Consider the following 22,294-nt stretch of genomic DNA (forward strand, 5'->3'; position numbering starts at 1 on the left):
ACCTGAAACTTTAAATGAATAGGACAAGAGAGGGCACCCCTCAGTCATTTCACGACTTTTGGGATACCCTCTCCTTTTATTTTCACCAGCGTTAAGTTCAGTTAAGCTGCATTATAATGACATTGCCGAATACTCATCTACTGGTGTATTATACAAATCCACGTCAAGCTCTGATGTCAGCCTTGCTGTTACAAGGCCGGCCAGCATAGCATCGTTCACATTCAAAGCGGTCCGCCCCATATCAATTAAAGGTTCCACCGATATTAACAATCCGGCCAGGCCAACAGGCAGATTCATGGCGGATAAAACCATCAAAGCGGCAAATGTCGCACCGCCGCCAACCCCGGCAATACCAAAGGAGCTGATTGCAACGATAATAGACAGTTTTGCAATGAAACCAATACTCATTGGGTTAATACCCACCGCAGGAGCGATCATGACAGCAAGCATAGCGGGATAAACGCCTGCGCAGCCATTCTGGCCAATTGTTGTTCCGAAAGATGCGGCGAAATTGGCAATACTTTCAGGAATACCAAGTTTCTTAGTCTGTGTTTCAATCGTTAAGGGCAGCGTACCCGCACTGGATCTTGACGTAAAAGCAATGGTAAGCGTTGGGAAGGCCTTCTTGATGTATGTTGCTGGATTCAATTTCATCAGCAGGATAATTAAAAAATGTATGGCAAACATAACAATCAATGCCACATAATTTGCAATTACAAACTTAGACAGGGCAATAATGCCTGCTATATTCGTTGTCGCAATTGTCTTTGTCATAAGTCCCAGAATGCCATAAGGCGTTAATCTCAGTATAAAGGTTACCATACGCATAACTACCGCATAAAGGGAATTAATGATTTTCTGGAACGTTTCAGCTTCTTCCGGTTTTTTCTTTTGTATTCCCAATGCGGATATACCTAGAAATGCGGAAAAGATAACCACTGCTATGGTAGAGGTAGCCCTGTCACCGGTCATATCCTGAAAGGGATTTTGGGGGATAAAGCTCAATATCTGCTGCGGTATCGTCTGATCCTGGACAGTTGAAACTTTTCCTTCAAGATACTCGGCCCGGTCTGTCTCCGCCTGGCCCACGGTTATTTCTTCCGCTGTCAGATGAAAGGTATTTGCAGTCGCAATCCCCACCAACGCGGAAATGAACACAGTCAGCAGTAATGTTGCCAGCACATATGTACTGATTTTCCCCAAACTTGTATGGGACTTCAGATTAACGATGGCCGATATAATGGAGACCATAATGAGGGGAATCACAATCATTTTCAAGAGATTCACATAACCAGTACCGATAATGGAGATCCAATCCAACGAAGTTTTCAGTACTGGGCTGTCAGATGCAAAAGCAAGCTGCATGATACTGCCTATAACAATTCCCATAAGCAAAGCAGAAAATACTCTCTTTGCAAACGATATATGCTTCTTCTGCATATAGTAAAGAATTCCGACCAGCACAAGAATCACGGCGATTATAACCAAAGTCCATAACAAATCCATACATTTTCCTCCTTAAAAACCACACATATTGAACACTGCAGTATCAGACATTTGTTTGCATAGTGACGGGGAGTGATTGTGAAACTACTGAAATCTTTCATGGTACGATGATTCTGCGGCGGCTTTGGAACTGTTACGGCCTTAAATATTCCTATACCCAAACGCCCCCGGATTGATAAAGTATATTCACAAGGAACAGCCTTAATGATACGGTTTATTGATGACTTCAACCGGCCTTACTCTATATAACATATATGTTTAGTATGTTAACATTATGTGAGAAATTTGTCAATTTATTTTTGCTTGATTTTAAGCCATTACGGCTGCGTAAAAAACGGAGCGCATTTTGCATATGCACTCCGTTCTCCTGCCAGATACCGGTATAACTTCTGCCGGGCTATCTGACATATGCTTGATTTTAAAAAGGACAGCGTCCTTCTGCATCATAATTCTCTTGCAACAACTCCATATACACGGCGCCCGATCCGTATGATTCTTCCGGTTTCTAATTCTTCTTTAAAAAACGCCAGTGTGAAAATAAGGTATGTGAATACGGCCACCAGTCCAATCATTGATAAAAAGTAAACCATAACTTTATAAATGCGCATTATTTCTCCCTTTAAAAAAGTTGAAACTTACAAATCTTCATAACTTTTATTTTTTGTTTTTGCAGTCATTTCTTCCAACATGCGCATCAGTTCTAAAGCGCTTCGAAAATTCACATATTTTTTCTTCGTCAGCCTTCCAATCACTCTTCCCTGCATGCTGGCATTCTGGCGAAACTCTATCTTGACTATCAATGTTTCTTTAGCCAGATGAGCTCTGGAACCTAGGGTCTTACTATCCTGCAGCTGAATCTTTGCCTTTACTGGCAGTCTGTTTTTCCCTTGGGTCCTGTATGCATATTCTTCAGCCATTATTCTATTAAGAAACCTTGGATTCGTGGTTGGTTGGGGAGTCCCAATCCAGTTGCACATTTCATCCAACTTAAGAATCAAATCGCCTACTCCGGAAAACCAGACAGGTTCATCGATGTAGCAGTTAAGAATTTCACCATATAAATTCCCATCTTTTTCTTCATGAAAACAAATAAGCATTGTACTGATGCGGTCTGTTTCAGTCAAGCCTTGACAGACGTTTTGTATTTCATCGCTATATATCATTTGTATCTTACCCTCTTTTTATATCAGAGTTTATCAATTTTTGACTACTATCTATTTATATTAAAATAATAGAGGACTTTTTTGCTTTAATCTGTCCTTAACCTGCACTTTTTTGTTCCAAATTTGAAAATAATATCTGCAGGCATGAAGGCATGATAAAAACCGTGATAAAAACCGCAGCTTAAAACTGCGGCCTTTACTTTTTTGCTATATATATTGTTACTATATTATCTTTATTTATCAGTTGATAAATTCATCCGTCTTAATCACGCGTGCAAAAAGGCCATCCAATGAAGCCATAAAAACATTATGAACGGTTTCGGCGGGTATCGTTTGCTTATTATATATCAGGTCTTTCGTGGCACAGGCATCTTCCAGCAATGTAACCTTTAATCCAAAGTCCATACAAGCTCTTGTAGTCGTATCAACGCACATATGACTCATCATTCCGCATATGACAAGCTCTGATATTCCCTTTTCCTGTAAAACAGAAGAAAGATTTGTATTCAGAAAGCTGCTTGGAGCATGTTTTACGATTAGCGTTTCATGGTCCAATGGAGTCAGATTCTTGTGAATCAAAACTCCAGCCGTGTCTGGGAGAAAAAAGGTTGCTCCTGAACGAGTATTTATATGCTGCACATGAATCACAGGCTGATTGCTTTCACGAAAAAGCTTTAACACTTTTTCTATATTCATTAGTGCTTTGTATGAATTGTATAGCTCTGATTTACCACCTTCAAAGTAGTCGTTCTGAACATCAATAATTAGTAATGCTTTCTTCAATGAAGTCATCTCCTCCTTAGGCCCATGTACTTCAGGTACATTTGACCTCGACGGTTTCTTCCTTACTTTTTTATTTAAATCAGGCATAAATGAAAATCGCATGATCATTTCTGATTGAATGATAAAGAAGGGGTTCCAGTGATCGTGATTTCTCCACCGACACGGCAGCACACCGATCCGCTTTCCGCAATAATAAAACCTTGTACATCGCTCACATCGTCTGTATAGATTTTTCTGCATGTAATATCTCCTGCAACATGAGAATGGTATAGCTGCACTTGGTTCGCCCGGATATTTCCGGTGATGGTACCGCTGCAGTAAACTGTCCCTCTGCAAAAAACATCACCATTTACCTCACCTCGGATGAGCAGATCATCACTGCTTTCAAGATATCCATATATTTCATCGTTTTGCATATCATTGAACTTTTCGGATTGAAAGAATTTTTTATCCATTCCATCAATCACCTCCTTTTCACACTGTTCCTTAATCTGGTACCTGATTTGATCAATATTATATGGTTGTTTTATCTTACCTAAGTAAATATCGTTCCTAACTGGCTGTATCTTGTATCAAACAAGAATTGGTAACCATCGGTGACCACTTTTGGAATATTTTGTGAATCAAGAACATTATACTGGCATTTTGGAACAAATTATGCTAGAAATATTTTCAAAGTGCTATATTTAAAGCGTGAAATTAGGCAAACATGCGGCGCTCCCGCCACTCATCCTGCCAATTTTATCAGCACACGAAACGGAGGTGGTCTGTATTCCCAAGATCTATTCATCGGAAGACGTTTTAACCGCAGCAATGGAACGAATTAACATCGCATTCTCACATTTCTCCCATCTTTACCTCTGCGTATCCGGCGGCAAAGATTCATCTGTTATGCTCCAGCTCTGTGCGTACGTAGCCCGGCAAAGGGGCATGAAATTCAGCATTCAGTATATTGACCTGGAAGCACAATATCAGGCAACCATTCAGCATATTGAAGAACTGCGCAGGATGACGGCAGATGTCGTAGACAGGTTTTACTGGTGCTGCCTGCCTCTGTCACTTCGTAATGCGGTTTCCGTCATACAGCCTAAATGGATTTGCTGGGACCGCAATGATCAGGATAAATGGGTGCGGGATATGCCTGATTACGAATGCGTGATAAACGAAAACAACCTGCCAGAGGATTGGACATGGTTTTACAAAGGCATGGAGTTTGAGGAATATACATACCGGTTCAGTCAATGGTTCCAAAAAATTCATGGCGGTACTGTTGGCGTAGGCATCGCCATCCGGAGCAATGAGAGCCTTAATCGTTTTAACACCATCATCAATAAAAAGAAGGAACGGTTTCAGGAATATGGTTGGACTACAAAGTTACGTGTTTCTGATCCCAATTGCGAGATTTATCATTTCTATCCCTTATACGATTGGCGAACCGAAGACATATGGGGCGCAGTAAGCCAGCTGGATCTTGCCTTTAATGAAATTTATGAACTGATGTACAAGAACGGGCTGAGCATCCATCAGCAGCGGCTTTGCCAGCCTTATGGAGATGACCAACGCAACGGGCTGAACCAGTTCCGTGCATTGGAACCGGAAACCTGGGAGCGGGTGGTCAATCGAGTTCATGGCGTGAATTTTGGAAATATCTATGCCAGATCATCACTGCTCGGTAACATAACATCAGAAAAGCCCGGGGAAATGACCTGGCAGCAGTATACTGTATTATTACTTGAAAGTCTCGGCCTATATTCACCTGAACTGAGGGATCACTACTACCGTAAAATCAATACGTATATACAGTGGTGGGCCACACGCGGATTCCCGTTAGAGAAGATACCTGACGAAGCAGACCGGAAGCTGGAGACAAAAAAACAGGTTCCATCCTGGCGGAGGATTGCCAGAGCTATCGAAAAGAACGATTTTTGGCTGCGCCGGCTCAGCTTTGCGCCATCAAAGTCAGACGTAAAGCTTTTGACGCAGCTTAGAAAGCAATATAAGAATTTTATAAATTTTGACGACGCCCAGGATAAGCAGATGCGTAAGATCATTACCGAGGAGGAGGACGATGGAGCAGATACAATGCTTTGAAGGTAACTATGATAAGGCGCTTTTCTATTCAAAGATGGGGCGCTTTTTCGCAGAGGAGCGATACATTCGTCAGATGCCCTACCTGCGCAATGAACCTGACCGTGTCTGGTTCCTGATTGAAAAAGAGGGGCAGGTCGCCGCTTTTTCCTCTCTGGTGATTAAGGAGGAATACATTTTATTTTCTACAGAATATGTGGAGATAAGATACCGCAGACAAGGCTTGTTCAGTGCCTTAACAGATGCCCGGTTCGAATATTGCCAGGAAATCAAAATGCCTGTTCGCACCTCGACCAGCATCGAATTGGTCAAAGATTACTATATGCGGCGGGGATTTGCAGTATATAGAAAAACAAAAAACTACTGGTTTTTATCCGGAAAGATTCAGGAGGTTACCTATGATATGCAAGAAAGAGAAAACAGCAGAAACCTGCTATTCGGAGCTTGAGGCTTGTGTTGAAAAAATGACACAGCTAATTAAAACAATGAGATTACATGAAAAAGTGCAGGCACTAAATAAAATTCGACGCGCGTTAAGTGAATGTTCTCCGTTTCAAGATCCCGTAGATCTCGTGGAGTGGATTCCTGCACAAAAGGTACAGGCAAATGATTATAATCCCAATAAGGTTGCTCCGGATGAGATGGAACTGCTTTACACATCGATCCGTCTGGATGATTTTACCCAACCAATTGTATCCTATCGTATCGACAATGATCACTATGAGATTACAGATGGATTTCACCGTAACAAAATTGGCAGATATCCCGAAATTGCGAGAAAGCGCCATGGCTACCTGCCTTTAACCATCATAGATAAGCCTCTGGACGAGCGCATTGGCTCTACGATCCGCCATAACCGGGCAAGAGGAACCCACCAGATCCGTTCCATGAGTGAGATTGTTGTCGGCCTGGCATCCATGGGGTGGTCAGATGCTAAAATAGAAAAAAATCTGGGTATGGAATTGGATGAAGTCATTCGGCTGAAACAAATCAGCGGATTGAAAGAAGCCTTCCAAAACCACGAGTTTTCAAAATCGTGGAACGAATTTGAATATAAATATTTTAAATAAAAGGCAGCTTCCATCTAGATGAAATCGCCGCCTCATTCTATACTGTTTCGTTTGCTTTTGAGCGGGGATTTATAGGTATGCAGCTCTTTATTTTAAATATCCCCTTTTCACTGTCCGGTTCAATAAATACCAGTCCACCCATCCCCTCAATCGTCTCTCTTATGATTTGCAATCCAAAACCATGATAGTCCTTATCTTTCTTTGTAGTCTTCGGTTCACCGTTCGCAATTAACAGCTCTCCGTTAAAGGAATTGGTTACCTCAATGATTGTCCAATCCTGAGTGCTGTTGCTTGTTACCTCAATAAAACGTTCGAATTCGGATACCTTATTACAGGCTTCTATGGCATTGTTAATGATATTGGAAAAAACTCGGACAATTTCCAGCTCTGTCATTGACGCAGATTCAGGAAGATGTGCATGTGCCTGGAAACGGATATTCTTTTCTTCACAGACATCGGCGGCATCCTGCAATATGGCATCCAGGACAATATTATCGGAATAGTTTTTGTGAATCTGCACGCTCCGCTGCATCGTATCGTGAATGTCATCCAACAATTTGATTGCCTTTTTATATTCCTGGCGGCGCATTAAAGTTTTTAAAGAACCCATCAACTTTTCATAATCATGACGAAAGGCCCTATAGCTTTCTGTAAATTTACGATAGGATTGATAGTGACGCATTTGGCGGGAAAGCTGTTCTTGTAATTGAAGAGTAAATAATTCGTATTCAAACAATTCTGATATCCTTGATGCATGATTCAGGATAACCAGCAGCCATAAGTTACTTATGATGCAGGAGCCCATATAGAGAGTAGAATACCAATTTTGCCTAACATCATCATAGTAACGTCCATCATTAATAAGCGTGAGAAACAGCCATTGAAAAAACAGATAAATGACAACAAATTTCAGCTGGCCTTGATTATTCATTAAATACCTGGCCTTTTGTCTGGGAACGATGACATCGCGGATCATCAAAAAGTAAAAAATTGAAAGAAGTACTGCTAATACAGAAATTATATCATCATGCTGCTGTAGAACATTTTTAATGCTTGTATGTAAGGCAATAGAATAGATGGAAAAGACAATTCCCCGGCTGGAATACAAGGAAAACAAATAAATACTGCCCGCATAAAGTGTTTGAGTTGTGGTTCCGCTGAATAATAATCGGAAAGATATCATAAATGAAACAAATACCATATATACAGCGAACCTTGAATCCAACAGTATATAGGCTGCTGCTGTTGTAATAGCATTTATAGCAATTGCAATAATAAAATAAATCCAATGGTCCCTTTTCACCTGAAACAGCTTTTTAAAACGCAGAAGAGTAAATATATCATATGTAATCAGCGAAACAAGACTTATCATGATATTCTCCTATCCGCAATCGTGAATGTTGGTACGGCTGATATAATTGGCAAAAACCTGTTTCATCTGCTTCATATAAGTTGCACCGATCGGAATCTTTTCACCTGTTTTCAAAATTAAAACATTCTGTTCAAATTGCATAATATATGACATGTTCACAATATATGAACGGTGAATGCGAACGAACCCTCTATGGAGTAATTGATTCTCTATCTGCTCCATTGTTGAATAAAATTGAAATACTTCCCCTCCATTATAGTGAACGGATATAATTCGTTTCCAGATCTCGAAGAAGGAGATTTCCCTGAACGGAATCACTTTTCTAATATTATTTTTCCCTGACTCACAAAGGAACATATCATTTTCTTTTTTTGAGACCAAAGTAATAGCTCTGTTAAATATTTCCTCAAATTTAGCAGTAGTAATTTTTGATTTTATTAAATATTGGATAGGAGAAATATCATAAGCATCGAAAACATAATCTTCACTTGTAGTCAAAAAGATAATTTCTGAACTGCAGCCAAGTTCCCGAAGCCTCTTCGCTGTGTCCAGCCCATTCAGCTTGTTCATCAATATATCCAGGTAGATGATGTCTGCCTGGTTTGGTGAATCAGCTAAAAAAAACAAAAGTTCTTCTCCGCTTTTGAAATAGGAAATGGTGATTTCCACCTTGTTTTTCTTTGCAGCCTTTTTAATCAACCCGGCATATTGAGCACGGGCATCCAGATCATCATCACACAAAAATATCTTCAACATGACTGTTCACCAACCTTTCTCCAAGGTAATCCATCTCATCAAAGCCTTAATCTTGTGTATTGGCCCTGCACCATACTCTTCCCCCGGTTTCATGAAAATGTATTAATAGTATAACACTCTGTAATTACTTTTTCAATTATATAATATATTCCATTGTATGTATTATATAAAGAATTTCATTGTTGGTATTATATAATATATTCCTCTGAATCATGTAAAAGAAAGGAATGAATGAACATAAACTAATCAGAGGATAACCTTTAGAAAAATGCATACTGAAATAATAAGAGGAAATAAATGAGGTCAAATATAAATGATCTAATAAAGAGTATTTAAATAAAAAAGCGGCCTCAGAAATATAACTTTCTGAGGCCTAATTCATTCATGAAGCTTACTGCCAGAGCTTCAGATTCTTAACCTTTATTAATTGTTTCAATTGGGAAGAGCACCAGCCCCTGTACATCACTACATAGTACGCTTTCAATGAAATCCCTCCGTCCTACTACATGAAACCCTTGAACGCCTGCCAGAGAAAATACCTTTTTATCACCGATTTTGGAAGCATCTATAACTGCCTTTTTAATCACACTGTGATCCGGATTGAGCTTGCTTTGTTCGGTCAGGCAATCCACTTCATGTAACTCTGGGCAAAAGTACAATTCTGCAAGTTCATTAAACGTATCCATCAAAACAATTTCCGTAAAGACGGTGTCAGGTTCATATAATGCAATAACACTTTGAATTTTCTCTGATACCAGCAAGAAAGGCTGGAGTAGAATATCATGAAAGGCCGTGTAGGAGTTTCCGTGGAAAAACAGTAATTCACGCCCCGGAAGTTTATGAGCCCAGTCCTGTTTTATATCCCAGATATCAAATGGGCTTACTGCAATAGGTATATCTGTGTCAGCCATAATTAAGTAATATTCCATCCTATTCCGCCTCCTGATATTATGTATTTATGGTTCAGGTATAATCTTTTCTGTTATATAAGTTGTTCTCAAATATTTCCGCAAGAGCTTTCGTCGAAAGTTCATTACCATCATTAGAAGCTATCTGATAATGATATACCGCTTTCTCTATATCTTTTTTAACGCCCCAGCCATTTAGGTATAGATCGCCCAAGTGCTTGTGCGAAGTTGAGCAGCTGTTTTCAATGGCTTTTTGGAAGTATTCACTTGCTTTCTGATAATCCTGGATGACACCCAATCCTGTTTTATACATCCAGCCTAAATTATTTAAAGCACTTCCATTGCTATTTTCTGCTGCCTCCATAAGGTATATGAAGGCTTTGTGATAGTCCTTTCCAGCGCCTTTCCCATTGAGATACATTGCGCCCAGCCTCGCCTGAGCATCATCTTTGCCTTGTTCCGCTGATTTTTCATACCATTTACGTGCCATCAAATAGTTCTTATTAATCATAACTCCATAATAATACAAGTTACCGATTAAATATTGAGCGTCAGCATTTCCTTCATAGGCAGCTCTTAAATACCATTTGAATGCGTCTTGTTGTTGTGAATGTTGTGAGTGTTCATCTAAAGACATTTCATATAAATTGGAAATGTCCTGGCAAACCTCTTTAAGTATATCTCTCTTTGTATCCTTCATCGGTCCAAAAGCAGTGCATTGACCTTATCTCTGTTCTCGTTAGAAATGAGTGTTTTAAAAACCTTTTTCTCAGAACCGGACATGGAATGTACATCCTCACCTGACAGCCGTGCTACGCGGATAATTGATTCTTCTTCGTTTTTGGCTCCGCTTATCCTGTTCAGGCTCCAATAGATGGATTGAAGCTCGTCAAAATCGGTCTCGCCTGTTATTTCCACCTCATACGGATAATTCCTGGTCTGATTATGTTTTATAGCATAGACAGCAAGCGCTTCGCTAAAATTATCCTCTCCCTCTATGAGCGTATAATCATCAGAAATATCAAGCAGACCTGCAATATAATCAATGTGATCAAAAAGAGCCGTGTGTGCGGCTTCCATGGCGGCTGCAACATCAGGATTGCCTTTGCTTTCACCTGGAACTTTTGTTTCAGCCTGGGCCTGGCTTTCCTCCGGAATCTTACTTTCCCCATCTTTGCCGGTATCTGTCTCCAGCTCTTCCTCTTCCGTCCCATCGCTTTGTTCAGTTTTGGAAGCATCGGATCCATCAGAACCGCCAGAAGTTTCTTGTTCAGCGGAATCCTTGGAAGATGCTCCATCGCTTTCCTCAGGCTCTGACACAGACGTTTTCTGTTCATCACCGCCCAAGGTTTCTGAAGGATTATTGGAAGCTTCTGTATCTTTTTCGTTCCCGGCACTATCCTCCTGCTCCGCATTGTCTGCCTGTTCCGTATGATCTTCCTGCTCTATGTTATCTTTCTGTTCTATCTTATCTTCCTGTTCCGTATGATCTTCTTGTTTTACATGATCTTCCTGTTCCGATTCTTCTACACGCACTTCCTCCTGTTGTGCATATGCCCGAACAATCTTCCCGGTAATCAGGCTGGTGCAAAGTACCGCAGAAACAAGAAATATTGCATACCTTTTCATTCGATACTCCTCCTTATTTTGATATAGCCGTCTCCCTCTCTGACGCCTCATCTGATTTTGAATCCCCCAGCAGTTTTTCCAAGTCTCTTCTGATCTTCTCAATTTCCAGAATCTTATACTTTTCAAGACTGGATATCTGTTGCTGCAGCGTGATTTTATGCTGCTGCAGCGCCGTCAGTTCGTCATCACATTTACTCTGGGTCTGCTCAAGCATTTCCTTCGCTGTCTGCTGGGCAGCCAAAAGAGCTTCTGAAATCTGATTCTTCATCTGGTAATATTCCGTGCGGATGCTGCGAAGCTGTTCCAGTTCCCTGCACTGCTTTTCAGCCGCCTCCCCTATCTCATCAAGAAGGCTATCCACTTCCTGAGCATCATAGCATTTCCCGAACTTTTTTGTCAGCTTTACCATATCGATCGTTTCTTTCGTTAATATCATTTTCTCACTCCTCTCCTCTGCCCAGCTGGCTTCCTGATTCCGGCCGCAAAACACCGATTACGATATACCGGGCATCGTCAAATTCATAGCTGCATGTGGAAAGCACAAGGAAACTGTCGTCATCTCCATATTCTGCGGCACTTTTAAATGTCGTTTTCGTTGAGGCATAAGCTAACAACGCATCTAAATTCACCTCATACATAAACGCCCGGTCACGCCATTCCCCTGCACTGATGACGCAGCCATATTTTAAATCAACCCGATAATTGCCTTTCTCTGTGTATAGAAACATATAAGGGTGTTCATCAAAATAATCCTGTTTCTTATAGCCTGTCAGGGAACCAAACATCCTGCCGGATTTCATATGGTGTCCGTAAATGATACTTAAATCTCCGAGAAAGTCCTCTGGGCAGTTAGGATCAAGAAATAATGTTCCATTTGCATTACTGGAACCATCCGGAAGATGATGGAGATACCAGTCATAATCATCTGCGCGCATAACAGGATAATCAATTGCAGTATCCGGGCAATACAGCCATGCGGCAGTGTCAGGATTGATTTTATTTAACCACTCGAAATCGATAAAGACGGGCGGTATATTGCCTGACAGCAGCTCCCCTCCGGACTCACTGCCGCTTTCCCGGCGATGTGCCTGCTCCTTTAGAGTCTCATAACTTTGATTTCCTGCTTCATAAATCTGCAGACTTTTCTTAAGCTGATATCCAGAAAATATGATGACGCAGATTGAGCCGGTCAGAAGGAACCATACTGCTGTTGTAATGATCTTTTGCCTTTTCTTCATGCTTCACCTGTCATTTTGCCTGAGATTTCCGTTTCTTTTTCTTTGTCTGGCAGCAAGAATGAGGTAAATCATGGAGCCAGCCGCTACAACAGAAGAAACCCAAAGCATTCCCTCATATCGTTGATAGTTGATTTCATCACCGGTTTTGGGTACGCCTATTACACCGGAAGCATTGCTGCCGCCCCCTGCTTCACTTCCGGGGCTGCCATCGAAGCCGGTTCCAAAGTCAGGTCCGTCATTTGGCCGGAGCCCGCCATCAGGGCCGGGGCCGCCACCGTTTCCTGATATCTCGGGCCCATTACTGCTTCCCGATACTCCAGGCCCATTACTGCTCCCTGACACGCCGGGCCTGCCGGGACCGCCGCCGCTGCCTGATCCACCGCCATCGCTGCCTGATCCACCGCTCCCGCTTCCGCCGTTGTACTTATTGATAAAAATGCAGGACTCTACCTGCTTATTTGCACCATTTGTCACTGTCCGTGTAACTTCAAGCTTGCCGTCTATGTCTCTTACCACATCAGTGATCGTGTATACGGAACGGTCATAAGTATAGTTTGTTCCTGCAGCCACTACTTCAGAGATCGTATAATAATAAGTTCCTTCCCGGGTATAGGACCATGTACCAAAATCCTCTTCTCCGGATCCGTAAATGGTTATGTGCTTGATACCATCTGCACTTCCCTCCGGCATGGGATTTGCCTTATCCTGGGCTGTTAACGAAAAAGTAAAATTGGAAGCAGCAGACGGATTGCCGGAAACCGTCTTTTTCACCGGCGGGTCCACCATGATATCAGGGTCGCTTGCAATGGGAGTATACGTGTTTACAAATCGAATGCTTCCCGCTTTGCTGCCATCACTTTTTTTAACTATGATCTCAGCCGAAAGGTTCACCCCTGTCTGTGTCACATAGACCGTGACGGAATAGACCTGTGTATCATAAGAATATCCCCTGGCAGGGACTGATTGGTTCCCTTTGATTTCGTAACGGTAGATACCGGTGTCTGAAAAGGTGATGGGACCGATATCTTTCACACCTGTCCCGGCGGCCGTAAAAGAATAGATACTATTTAAACTCCCCTGCGGCATAGGATTTCCCGTATCCAGAGAAATGAGGTCATACGAAAACACATGATTCACATCGGAAGTCGAACTGTTCTTTATAAAAACCTGATCTACATATAACGTAACGGCAGCCGAATCCGCTTCTGCGTAAACATTCAAGGGGAATCCGATGACCAAAAGGCAGAAGAGAAGCAGGCGCCGCACAGTAATCCATTTATTCTGCACCTTATTATTTGAGTTCATATTTTCATTACTCCTTTTCGTGTTTCCTTCTTTTTCCTCTGCATTTATAATAAACTGCAATCATAAACAGAATCAGCATCATAACAGGCAGTAAGATTTGCAGCCACCGGGGAAGGCTTTCCCACTGGCCGGCTTGCCGGTCCACTGATACTGTGTTTGCATTGCTTGATTTTTCCTCATCAAATGGATTGCTATAACATTCTTTTGTAATCCTCGCAGCCAGGATATCTCTCCCATTGGTCGCATCCGTAGAACAGGTAGTCAGAAGCAGAATATGATCCTCCTCCGTTACCCCAATCCCGCGTGTATATACTGCCTTATCCAACAGGGACTTTAAATACGCCTGCTGCGCCTCTTTGCCCTGGACGTGGGGGGTAAACACACTTCCGTCATAGGCATCTGTTTTAATAAAAGCAAAAAATTCCAGTCCGTGATCTTTCCCGTCATAATACAAATTGCCGTATTGGTGGCTTTCAAAAAAGCTTTTGCTGCTGAATGATCCAAGCTCTCCAAACATTGTTTGTTTTTCCATGTGATGTCCATACAAAATGCTATTAAAATCCTGAAAGTCCTGGCGGTTGGTATAATCTAAAAAAATAGCTCCTGAAAGGGAATACTCTCCTAATGCATTGGTATTTACATATTTCCAGTTGTCCTCTCCCTGTGTTACCGGATAGTCGATATTCGTGCCATAAACCGTAAGCCAGCCAAACACCTCCGGATTAAGCTCCTTAAGCTGTTCAAATGACAGACCGCCTTCTGCTGAATCCGGTTTATAGACTGAGTATTGGGAAGCGTCCGCTGCCCGATATACCTGGTCAGAGTCCCATATGGAATAGACAGCCACAGCAACCAGCAGTAGAATAACAGCCAGTACCATAAAGTCCATGATACTGTTTACAAATCTTACTGCTATTCTGCCTGCTTTTTTTAATGATGCTGTGTTCATATGAGCCCTCTTTCCGGTACCTTTAAATACTTGTTAAGATTTTTCTGGTTTTATCACCGCCCTGCACTAAAAGATTAAGCACGGCTGCGTTTTTTACGGGATTTTACTGCTACAAATGCTATGAATGACCCTGCTGCCAGAATCAAGATCATAACAAAAGGAAGGTTGTTAATGACCACACCTGTAGGGGTAACGGTCTGGTATTCATTCGTAAATGCTGCACTATTTTGGTCTTTTCCAATAAGAATATTGCTAATACCGAGTTGCAAATTGCCTTCAGTATTGCTGGTAGACCCCGGAGTTCCTCCATTTACCACATACGCCAATGATGCTGTATAATTTTGCACTGCCGCCTCTGTTACATCATAGCTTGCACCTATATGAAGATCCGTGAAGACCAGCCTCTGGTCATGTTTGAGATTTACCGTCATAGGGATTCCTGCAGAAAAGCTAATATAAGGTTTGCTATTGCTATCTGTCTGCAGTGTCATATAATTTTCTGTTGAGGTAACAATATTATTAGATGCATCCAGGACATATGCCTTATATGTAACATCGCCTGGTATTACCTCCGGCTTCCTCGCAGCCACATCAAAAGCAAAATATCTGGTCCTATCCGCATAATCCCCAGTAACAGTCTTGCTTATGGTGAGAGCCTTGTCAGTTGGGTCTGTTGAGTCAATGCCGCCAGCAGTTTTGGAATAGATGTTGGTAAAGATCATTTTGCTGTAGTCACCTTCAATGTTAGGATCACCATCCGGGGTCGGATCCACCTTATCACCCACTACAGAATTGCCGTTACTGCTGTCAAGCGCCGCGATTTGTGAAGCAACAGCAGCCACGTACAGGCCGTTGGTGCCGTTTTTTACATAAGCTGTTAATGTATACTCTGCATGAGAAAATATATAAGCTTCGTTTGCGGCGGGTGCATATCCTGAAACAGCTTCTTCCTCTGTAACCTTGTATACATATTTGCCCGCATGTGGAAAGGTAGCACTGGAAAACAGATTATCAGTTTGCTTAACTATTGTCTTTGTGTTGAGATTATCGGCACCAGCTTCGTTGGCAATGAATGCAATGTTCTTGTCACCAAGGGCTGGCATAGTTGCTAAATCTTCCGGCGTAGATCTGTCATCGACGCTTACCGGCTGAACATGGAAAGTAAACGTTGCAGCAGGTGTTGGAGTACCTATTGGCATGGTCAGCTTTTTTGTAATTGCAGCCCGTGCAGGTGTTGTTTCTGAACCATAAACCGGATTACCGGCTGCAAATGCAGACATAGCTGTTCCCATGCTCATGACCACAGCAAGTGCAATAGCCGGCAGCCTCCTTTGTAATTCTTTTAATCTTTTTTTCATGTCTTACACTCCTTTTTGATAGTTTTCTTATTTTGAACATAGATTACAAGATTTCCGGTCGTTTAACCGTCCTGTAATTAAAGATCAAACATATTGGATTTTTAATGCTAACACGATAAATACCATAAATGCCCCATATTCTATATATTTCTCCGCCTGAGAACCGTCATCACTTTTCCCAGTGTATCTTTCACTTTCACCGCTCCGTAAATGCGGCTGTCCGTGGCATTTACCCGGCTGTCGCCAAGAACGAACACTTCTCCTTCGTTCAATGTAAGGGGAAATTCTGCGCCATTTTCATATCTTTGGGTAGGTGAATAGATCTCCGGTTCCTGTTGGAGTGCACCGTTGACCAGCAGCCCTTCCTCCGTAATATCCACGGTATCACCGGCTGTGGCAACCACCCGGCGGACCTGTTTCTGTCCTTTAAATTCCAGCACAAGGGCATCCCGGGCTATATAGTTTTTGTCCAGGCGGTAGAACATCACCAGGTCTCCATCTTTCACGGATGGACCCATGGAGGCATCCTGATTACGGCAAAGCCCAAACAGAAACGTGAATACCAAGAGGAAAGCAAGAATAATCCCTGCAATTTTTGCCAGAAGAAACAGAATTTCCTCTCCAAGGGAAATTTCTTCCGTAGATTCGTGATTTTTCCCTGCTGCTTTGATTTCCTGCTGTATTTCAGCCATATCACAAACCTCGCTTTCTGCGGGAATGAATCATACCGGCACCTGCAATCACCATCAGCAGAAACAAGGACAGTCCCAGAAGAACAGGTCCCTGCATGCTTTCTGCCCGTACACCTGTCGGTACCTCCTCATTTCTTGTGTTTCTAAAATCAAACCGGCTATTTATTTCTTCCAGGCTGACCGGACCGGTATTCGAACCGTCTACTGGCTGGCCTAAGTTAACCGCAAAAGACACCCTATAATTGGAGGGGCTATCTTCTGTCACACGGATACTGCCCTGCGGTACCGCCATAATGGTGATCTTCTGGCCATGTTTCAACCTGAAAACAGCTTCACCATTCTCACCCAGCGCCAACATTCCATCGGCCGGTACCTCTGCTTCTGAACCGGGCAAGGTTCCGCCTTTATACTGCAACTGGGTCCCTTCGGCGAGGGGAATCCCTTCGCTATCCTTGAAGTATGCCGTAAACAAAAAGTCCCTTGTTTTGTCAGCGTAAGCGCCGATGACCTCCTGGGATACCGTGACATTTCTCATTTCGTATGCCAGATAAATGTCCGTATCAGCCAACACGCTGGCCAGTCTGACCGGGGAATTTCCTTTCCACCCTCCGTCTTCGTGTTCTTTCCAATCCACGTACACATAGCCTGGGATGAGTGGGATTTTTTCATCCGGAAGGGTAAATGGTTCTCCCAAAACTGCGGCGTATGCATCCGGGCTTAATCCGTCTATGGGCCTCACACTCCGGTCTACATAACAAACCTTCACGATTAACACGTTAATATCGAAGTTGTTGAGCGGGTAGTCATAGACGCTGCTTTCGACGTCCGCTATATTGAGATACTTTTCTTTCATATCCGGGAGTGGTTCAGCATCTGCCCTTGCCGTATTACTATTAAACGTAACCGTCTTGAAAACAGACAATTTCGCAAGGTCTTTGGTGTAGATGCCGCCGCCATCATCTGTTGCTATATTTCCGGATATTGTTCCGGCTTTCATGGTGACTGTGCTGCTGTCAGAAAAAATACCGCCTCCATTGCCTCCAGTGGCTTTATTGCCGCTGATTTCACCCCTCTCCATGGTGAAGACGGTGTTGGACTTTACATACGCACCGCCGCCTGCGGTATCCGATAAATTGTCAGAGATGATGCCGCCATCCAAGGTAACTCTGGAGTCGTTGGCATATATGCCGCCACCGGATGTGCTTGCTGTGTTTTTCTGGATTTTGCTGTTGCCTATTACCTTAATTGAACCCTTGGTACTAACATATATGCCACCCCCATACTTTGCTTGGTTGTCCGATACATCACTGTCACCCATAATAGTGATTTCACTTCCTCCGGGGGTACAAAGACCGCCTCCGTTAAAGGCTGCCTCATTATTGGATATCGTGCTGTGATTAACCTTAACAACCGTTTGCCCCTCGCTCCCCCAAGCCATGATCCCACCCCCCTGGGCTCCCCCGTTATTGTAAGAGATTGTGCTATCTTCAACAGTGAATGACGAACTCTCATTCTTGCCAGCATAGACATATACGCCGCTGCCGCTGTAGGCCGATGTATTTCCTGAAACTGTACTGTCATTTTGTATCACGGCCGTGCTCTTATCAACAAATATGCCACCACCGCTCCCCTGTGGACTGGTCACCGTATTGCTTTTTATATCACTGTGATCTACAGTGAGGCTGCCTCCATTATAGACACTGAGGCCCCCACCGTAGTTATTGGACACATTCCCGGAAAACTCGCTGCCACTTATCTCGACTACGCTATTAGCCTCAGCATATAAGCCGCCACCGTAAGCGATGGTGCCCACGGCCCTATTACCGGAGATTGTGCTGCTGCTAATCGTAATTTGAGCGCCCTTTCCATAGATTCCGCCTCCGCCGTAATCTTTTGCAGTCGCCGTATTGCCGGAAATCGTACTGCCTTCAATGGTAACCCTGCTGCTCTCGGCATAAACAGCGCCACCCTTTTCCGCCATGCAATTTTGTATATTTGCTCCTCCCATCGTAAAGGATGCTCCCGGTTTGACATCAATCCCACCGCCTTTTCCGCCGCCGTCAAGCTTGATGTTTTCAAATGTAAGCTTGCCGCTTCCGTTTGCTGGAATGACGAAATGGCGCTGATTTGCAGACTTCAGGGTGACAATGCCTATTCCGTCTGCCGCTTGGATTGTGATACTCTTTTTGACTGTCAGCGAACTGGTAAACACAATGTTGTCTCCAATCTGTAGAACATCTCCATCACTCAAATAAGGCCAGATATACTTCTGTAAATCTTCAAAATTGTCAACCAAAATTATAGAACGGGGCTTAATGCCCCCCGGCAGGCGCATGCCCGCATCAATTCCGGAAATCACCGTATCCTCCGCAATCTCCAGAGGGGCGGACCATGAGGCTGCCGCTTCCTCGTCCATCTCAAACTTGTTGTCATTTGTAATAGCCAGCGGCAGTAAATATTCCGTTCCGCCAATTGTCTCGGTTGTAACTTTTACCACGTATCTCCCAGGTTCCATGCCCTCAAACCGGTATGTACCATCCGTTTTGGTTAAGGTATCCTGAACCGCGTCCGTCAGGTTGTCTTCTGCATAGAGCGTCACGGGATACCCGGCAATGCCTGTTTCACCCACATCCTTTATTCCATCGCCGTTGTTATCTAACCATAACATTCCGTTTATATTCCTGCCTGGAGGAACTACTGTTACGACAGCCACAGGACGGGCTTGTGGATAAACCCAGGTACCGATATCAGCAGTAAACAGATACGTTCCTTCCGATTCCGGATTATACCCGTCAGCTTCCCAGGTTACGGGTATGTCTGCAGCAGTGCCGCCCTCCAGCGCTGCCGCCAGGGTTTCAGGCAATGGAATGTCTTCGATTTTCGTACCTAATGGTACAATAAGTTCCGTTACAGGCATGTCAAAGGACACTATCACTTCTTTTTCACTGTCATTCTGCGCGATTCCTGCAACAGGCAGCAATCCCACTAACAGCAATCCTATTAGCAATAGAGAAAAGGCAATGCGCCTACTGCTTATTTTTCCCATATTTTACCTCTTCTTTTAACGATTTTACAAATTTATGGACTGCAACGAAAAATAAAGACCGCTTTTCCGTGTATCTGTTCTTTGCTTACCGCTCCATAGTTACGGGAGTCCAGGGAATCACTTCGGTGATCTCCCATAACGAAATACTGATTTTCAGAAAGTGTGAGCGGATAACTGACTTTCGTCTTCCCATAAGTCTTTTCATAGATATGCGGTTCTTTTTGTACCTCTCCGTCTACAAGGAAAAGCCCGTTATCATCATCAAATCCCAGGACATTGCCGGGTATACCGCAGATACGCTTGACATAATCTTTCCGCCCATGTGCCTTAATAAAAATAATGTCTCCTTTTTCATACAAACTGGAATATTTCCAGAATACGATTACATCCCCATCATAAAGGGCCGGTTCCATCGAAGTCCCTGATACAACCCCAATGCCAAACATCGTATTAAAAATCAACGCTGCCGCTGCTGCAATTACTGCACTTTTTATAAGCGGGAACCAGAATGACCGGCTGATGTAATCCGTTGCTGCAGCATGTTTTGGATGATATTTTTTTCCTGATCTCTCCATGTTATTGCTTGAACCTGCTTCCTCTTATTCTTTGTAATACGGCCTTTATTTCTTTTTCTATGGGCTGTTTTGATATTTCACCTGAATTGGCTGATATCAGACCGGAAGCATTCATATACATTTCCTTGTTCATCCCTGCATCTTTCTCCAATCAGTTGCATCGCAGAAATAACCAGGGGTTTATTTTTATTATATTTTTTGAAAAAAATCTATTATAATGTTCCAAAACACAAGTTTCATGTACTGATTTTCCATTTTAATATTTCCCCTGTATTTACTGGATTTACAGATACCCCAGTTTGCATATACCAGATTGGCTGTCTTCGCGTGCAATTCAACCCCATGTTTCTTTCCGTTTAGATAGATTATTAGAAAGGCCAGAAAATTCATTATTTATTATTAATATTTTTCATCTGAAAAGTCTTTTTAAATGTTCCAAAACATGAGATTATTGTCCTAAATTTCTTGCTGCTGAAGCTCTTGCTGATACCTCTATAGGTGGGCTTGTAAAAGCTTCGGGGGTGTGGCAAAGATCGTCTTCCTATCACACGGCCGGCATATGTGCGCATTAAAAAGCAGCCCCGATTTGGATGAACTCATCCAGGCCGGGGCCGCTTTCAGGATTCAATACTATGCAGGCTTTCAATTACAGCCACCATGCCGGTTTCCAGGAATCCGGCATGGTGGCTGTTTTATTTCATGATTTTTATTTAGCCTTTATTTTGGCTGCATTTAACCGCATCGATGGCAAGGACCACCATAAGTGCTAAAAGGCTATCCTGCCCATCACTTACATCGATCAAGTAGGTGTCAGTAAAATGAAAAAGCTGTTTTTCAATCCGGGCCACAACGCTGCCGTTCTGGGAAAGAATGCTGTAATCCCATTCCAGGAAACTGCCTTCCACATGCCAGCCATTGCAGTCAACAGAAAAAGAGGGCTTGAAAAAAGTAAAATCCTTGGTGATGGTCCCCACCGTTTGGCCGCCGATCTGGATGGTAAACCTGGGCAGAAAGGTCAGTACCTGTTCCCTTAACGTGGCCAGGTGATTGCCATTGCTATCATAGATTTCCAGCTTGTGACCCCAGGCAGGCTTACCGCAGACCGTATATACGGCGGCTCCGCTTTCGTCATAAATATCGTAGCTATCAAACCAGGAAAAAAAGCGTTGCTTAAACATTAGCTTCATGATATCTTTCTATCTCCTTTTTCGTCTTTATCTATTACTTGTTCACACCATTCCCTTAGCATGCATTCCCCGCATTTGGCCTTCCTTGCCGTGCAGATTGCCCTGCCATGATAAATCAGTTGAAAATTGATCCGGTTCCAGTGGTCTTTTGGGAGAACTCTTTGCAGTTCCACTTCTACCTCCGCCGGATTTTTCCCAAATGCCCAGCCCAGTCGTCTGGCAATGCGGAATACATGCGTATCCACCGTGACCCCCGGGATACCGTAAGCATCTGCCAGAAACAAGGTGGCGGTCTTTCTGCCAACTCCGGCCAAAGTCAGTACCCCGTCAATATCCCTTGGAACCTCGCCTCCATATTCCTCTGCGATTTGACTGCAGCACTTTTTTAAATTCTTTGCCTTATTCTTATAAAGCCCGATGGAGCGTATGGAATCCTCGATTTCCTCCAGCGGCGCTTCTGCCATCTGCTCTACGGTTTGAAAACGCTGAAACAGCTGGGGAAGCACCTCCTCCACCTGTTTGTCAGTGCTTTGGGCGCTGAGCATAATGGCCGCCAGAAGCTGCCAGGGCTGCTGATGGTAAAACCCTTCTTTTGTCACACCATAAACCTGGTCCAATTTATCAAGGATGTTGCTGACATTTCTCTTTCTCATCCGGTATTTCCCAACC

Annotated in this window: 23 protein-coding genes; 3 read left to right on the forward strand and 20 right to left on the reverse strand. The window is 43.1% G+C overall.

Features of this window, described 5'->3' with window-relative positions; all coding sequences use genetic code 11:
- Window positions 1–111 precede the first annotated feature (111 nt).
- From ACHZES_RS09190 to ACHZES_RS09210, 5 genes are all read right to left on the reverse strand, one after another.
- The gene (locus ACHZES_RS09190; protein WP_395548179.1) at window positions 112–1,506 is read right to left on the reverse strand and encodes an L-cystine transporter; all 1,395 of its coding nucleotides are present in this window, start codon (window positions 1,504–1,506) and stop codon (window positions 112–114) included.
- 443 nt (window positions 1,507–1,949) lie between these two features.
- Complete coding sequence (locus tag ACHZES_RS09195) at window positions 1,950–2,114, reverse strand: hypothetical protein (protein ID WP_156961214.1); 165 nt, start codon at window positions 2,112–2,114, stop codon at window positions 1,950–1,952.
- A gap of 27 nt (window positions 2,115–2,141) precedes the next feature.
- A complete protein-coding gene (locus ACHZES_RS09200) occupies window positions 2,142–2,669 on the reverse strand; it encodes a hypothetical protein (RefSeq protein ID WP_154522112.1) in 528 nt (175 codons plus the stop codon).
- Between the two features lie 240 nt (window positions 2,670–2,909).
- The gene (locus ACHZES_RS09205; RefSeq protein ID WP_395548178.1) at window positions 2,910–3,452 is read right to left on the reverse strand and encodes a cysteine hydrolase family protein; all 543 of its coding nucleotides are present in this window, start codon (window positions 3,450–3,452) and stop codon (window positions 2,910–2,912) included.
- A gap of 104 nt (window positions 3,453–3,556) precedes the next feature.
- On the reverse strand, window positions 3,557–3,907 hold the full coding sequence (locus tag ACHZES_RS09210) for a polymer-forming cytoskeletal protein (RefSeq protein WP_395548177.1): 351 nt from the start codon (window positions 3,905–3,907) through the stop codon (window positions 3,557–3,559).
- Window positions 3,908–4,145: 238 nt separating this feature from the next.
- Between ACHZES_RS09210 and ACHZES_RS09215 the strand changes: the two genes are divergently transcribed.
- Genes ACHZES_RS09215 through ACHZES_RS09225 form a run of 3 tightly spaced genes read left to right on the forward strand, consistent with a single transcriptional unit; the run spans window position 4,146 to window position 6,610 of the window.
- Window positions 4,146–5,543 carry a DUF3440 domain-containing protein gene (locus ACHZES_RS09215; protein ID WP_395548176.1) on the forward strand — a complete coding sequence of 466 codons (1,398 nt, stop codon included), beginning with the start codon at window positions 4,146–4,148 and terminating at the stop codon, window positions 5,541–5,543.
- Entirely contained in the window at window positions 5,521–5,988 is a 468-nt protein-coding gene (locus ACHZES_RS09220; RefSeq protein WP_051835075.1) for an N-acetyltransferase, read from the forward strand. The genes ACHZES_RS09215 and ACHZES_RS09220 overlap by 23 nt, the downstream gene beginning before the upstream one ends.
- A complete protein-coding gene (locus tag ACHZES_RS09225) occupies window positions 5,939–6,610 on the forward strand; it encodes a ParB/RepB/Spo0J family partition protein (RefSeq protein WP_084719544.1) in 672 nt (223 codons plus the stop codon). The genes ACHZES_RS09220 and ACHZES_RS09225 overlap by 50 nt, the downstream gene beginning before the upstream one ends.
- A 37-nt stretch (window positions 6,611–6,647) precedes the next feature.
- Here ACHZES_RS09225 and ACHZES_RS09230 read toward each other — a convergent pair whose 3' ends face one another.
- The 15 genes from ACHZES_RS09230 to nth form a co-directional block, all read right to left on the reverse strand.
- Window positions 6,648–7,982 carry a sensor histidine kinase gene (locus ACHZES_RS09230; RefSeq protein ID WP_395548175.1) on the reverse strand — a complete coding sequence of 445 codons (1,335 nt, stop codon included), beginning with the start codon at window positions 7,980–7,982 and terminating at the stop codon, window positions 6,648–6,650.
- Window positions 7,983–7,991: 9 nt separating this feature from the next.
- A complete protein-coding gene (locus ACHZES_RS09235) occupies window positions 7,992–8,738 on the reverse strand; it encodes a LytTR family DNA-binding domain-containing protein (protein WP_038279402.1) in 747 nt (248 codons plus the stop codon).
- A gap of 413 nt (window positions 8,739–9,151) precedes the next feature.
- Window positions 9,152–9,667 (reverse strand): hypothetical protein, encoded by a 516-nt coding sequence (locus tag ACHZES_RS09240; protein ID WP_038279404.1) that lies wholly within the window; start codon window positions 9,665–9,667, stop codon window positions 9,152–9,154.
- Between the two features lie 34 nt (window positions 9,668–9,701).
- Entirely contained in the window at window positions 9,702–10,346 is a 645-nt protein-coding gene (locus ACHZES_RS09245; protein ID WP_154522124.1) for a tetratricopeptide repeat protein, read from the reverse strand.
- Complete coding sequence (locus tag ACHZES_RS09250; protein WP_395548173.1) at window positions 10,343–11,275, reverse strand: hypothetical protein; 933 nt, start codon at window positions 11,273–11,275, stop codon at window positions 10,343–10,345. The genes ACHZES_RS09245 and ACHZES_RS09250 overlap by 4 nt, the downstream gene beginning before the upstream one ends.
- Before the next feature lie 13 nt (window positions 11,276–11,288).
- On the reverse strand, window positions 11,289–11,711 hold the full coding sequence (locus ACHZES_RS09255) for a hypothetical protein (RefSeq protein ID WP_154522129.1): 423 nt from the start codon (window positions 11,709–11,711) through the stop codon (window positions 11,289–11,291).
- Window positions 11,712–11,715: 4 nt separating this feature from the next.
- On the reverse strand, window positions 11,716–12,513 hold the full coding sequence (locus ACHZES_RS09260; protein ID WP_051835077.1) for a class B sortase: 798 nt from the start codon (window positions 12,511–12,513) through the stop codon (window positions 11,716–11,718).
- A 3-nt stretch (window positions 12,514–12,516) separates the two neighbouring features.
- Window positions 12,517–13,818, reverse strand: a complete 1,302-nt coding sequence (locus ACHZES_RS09265) for a Spy0128 family protein (RefSeq protein ID WP_395548170.1) — start codon at window positions 13,816–13,818, stop codon at window positions 12,517–12,519.
- 7 nt (window positions 13,819–13,825) lie between these two features.
- Complete coding sequence (gene srtB, locus ACHZES_RS09270) at window positions 13,826–14,767, reverse strand: class B sortase (RefSeq protein ID WP_395548168.1); 942 nt, start codon at window positions 14,765–14,767, stop codon at window positions 13,826–13,828.
- Between the two features lie 74 nt (window positions 14,768–14,841).
- A complete protein-coding gene (locus ACHZES_RS09275) occupies window positions 14,842–16,125 on the reverse strand; it encodes a Spy0128 family protein (protein ID WP_395548167.1) in 1,284 nt (427 codons plus the stop codon).
- A gap of 140 nt (window positions 16,126–16,265) precedes the next feature.
- On the reverse strand, window positions 16,266–16,817 hold the full coding sequence (lepB, locus tag ACHZES_RS09280; RefSeq protein WP_395548166.1) for a signal peptidase I: 552 nt from the start codon (window positions 16,815–16,817) through the stop codon (window positions 16,266–16,268).
- Between the two features lies 1 nt (window position 16,818).
- Window positions 16,819–19,863, reverse strand: a complete 3,045-nt coding sequence (locus ACHZES_RS09285; RefSeq protein WP_395548165.1) for an SdrD B-like domain-containing protein — start codon at window positions 19,861–19,863, stop codon at window positions 16,819–16,821.
- Window positions 19,864–19,895: 32 nt separating this feature from the next.
- Window positions 19,896–20,438, reverse strand: coding sequence for a signal peptidase I (gene lepB, locus ACHZES_RS09290; protein WP_395548163.1), 543 nt, complete (start codon window positions 20,436–20,438; stop codon window positions 19,896–19,898).
- A gap of 710 nt (window positions 20,439–21,148) precedes the next feature.
- On the reverse strand, window positions 21,149–21,625 hold the full coding sequence (locus ACHZES_RS09295) for an LURP-one-related/scramblase family protein (protein WP_395548162.1): 477 nt from the start codon (window positions 21,623–21,625) through the stop codon (window positions 21,149–21,151).
- Complete coding sequence (nth, locus tag ACHZES_RS09300) at window positions 21,622–22,278, reverse strand: endonuclease III (protein ID WP_395548161.1); 657 nt, start codon at window positions 22,276–22,278, stop codon at window positions 21,622–21,624. The genes ACHZES_RS09295 and nth overlap by 4 nt, the downstream gene beginning before the upstream one ends.
- Window positions 22,279–22,294 lie beyond the last annotated feature (16 nt).

Origin of the sequence: Lacrimispora sanguinis, assembly GCF_044987295.1 — a bacterium.
Lineage (GTDB): Bacteria > Bacillota > Clostridia > Lachnospirales > Lachnospiraceae > Lacrimispora > Lacrimispora celerecrescens_B.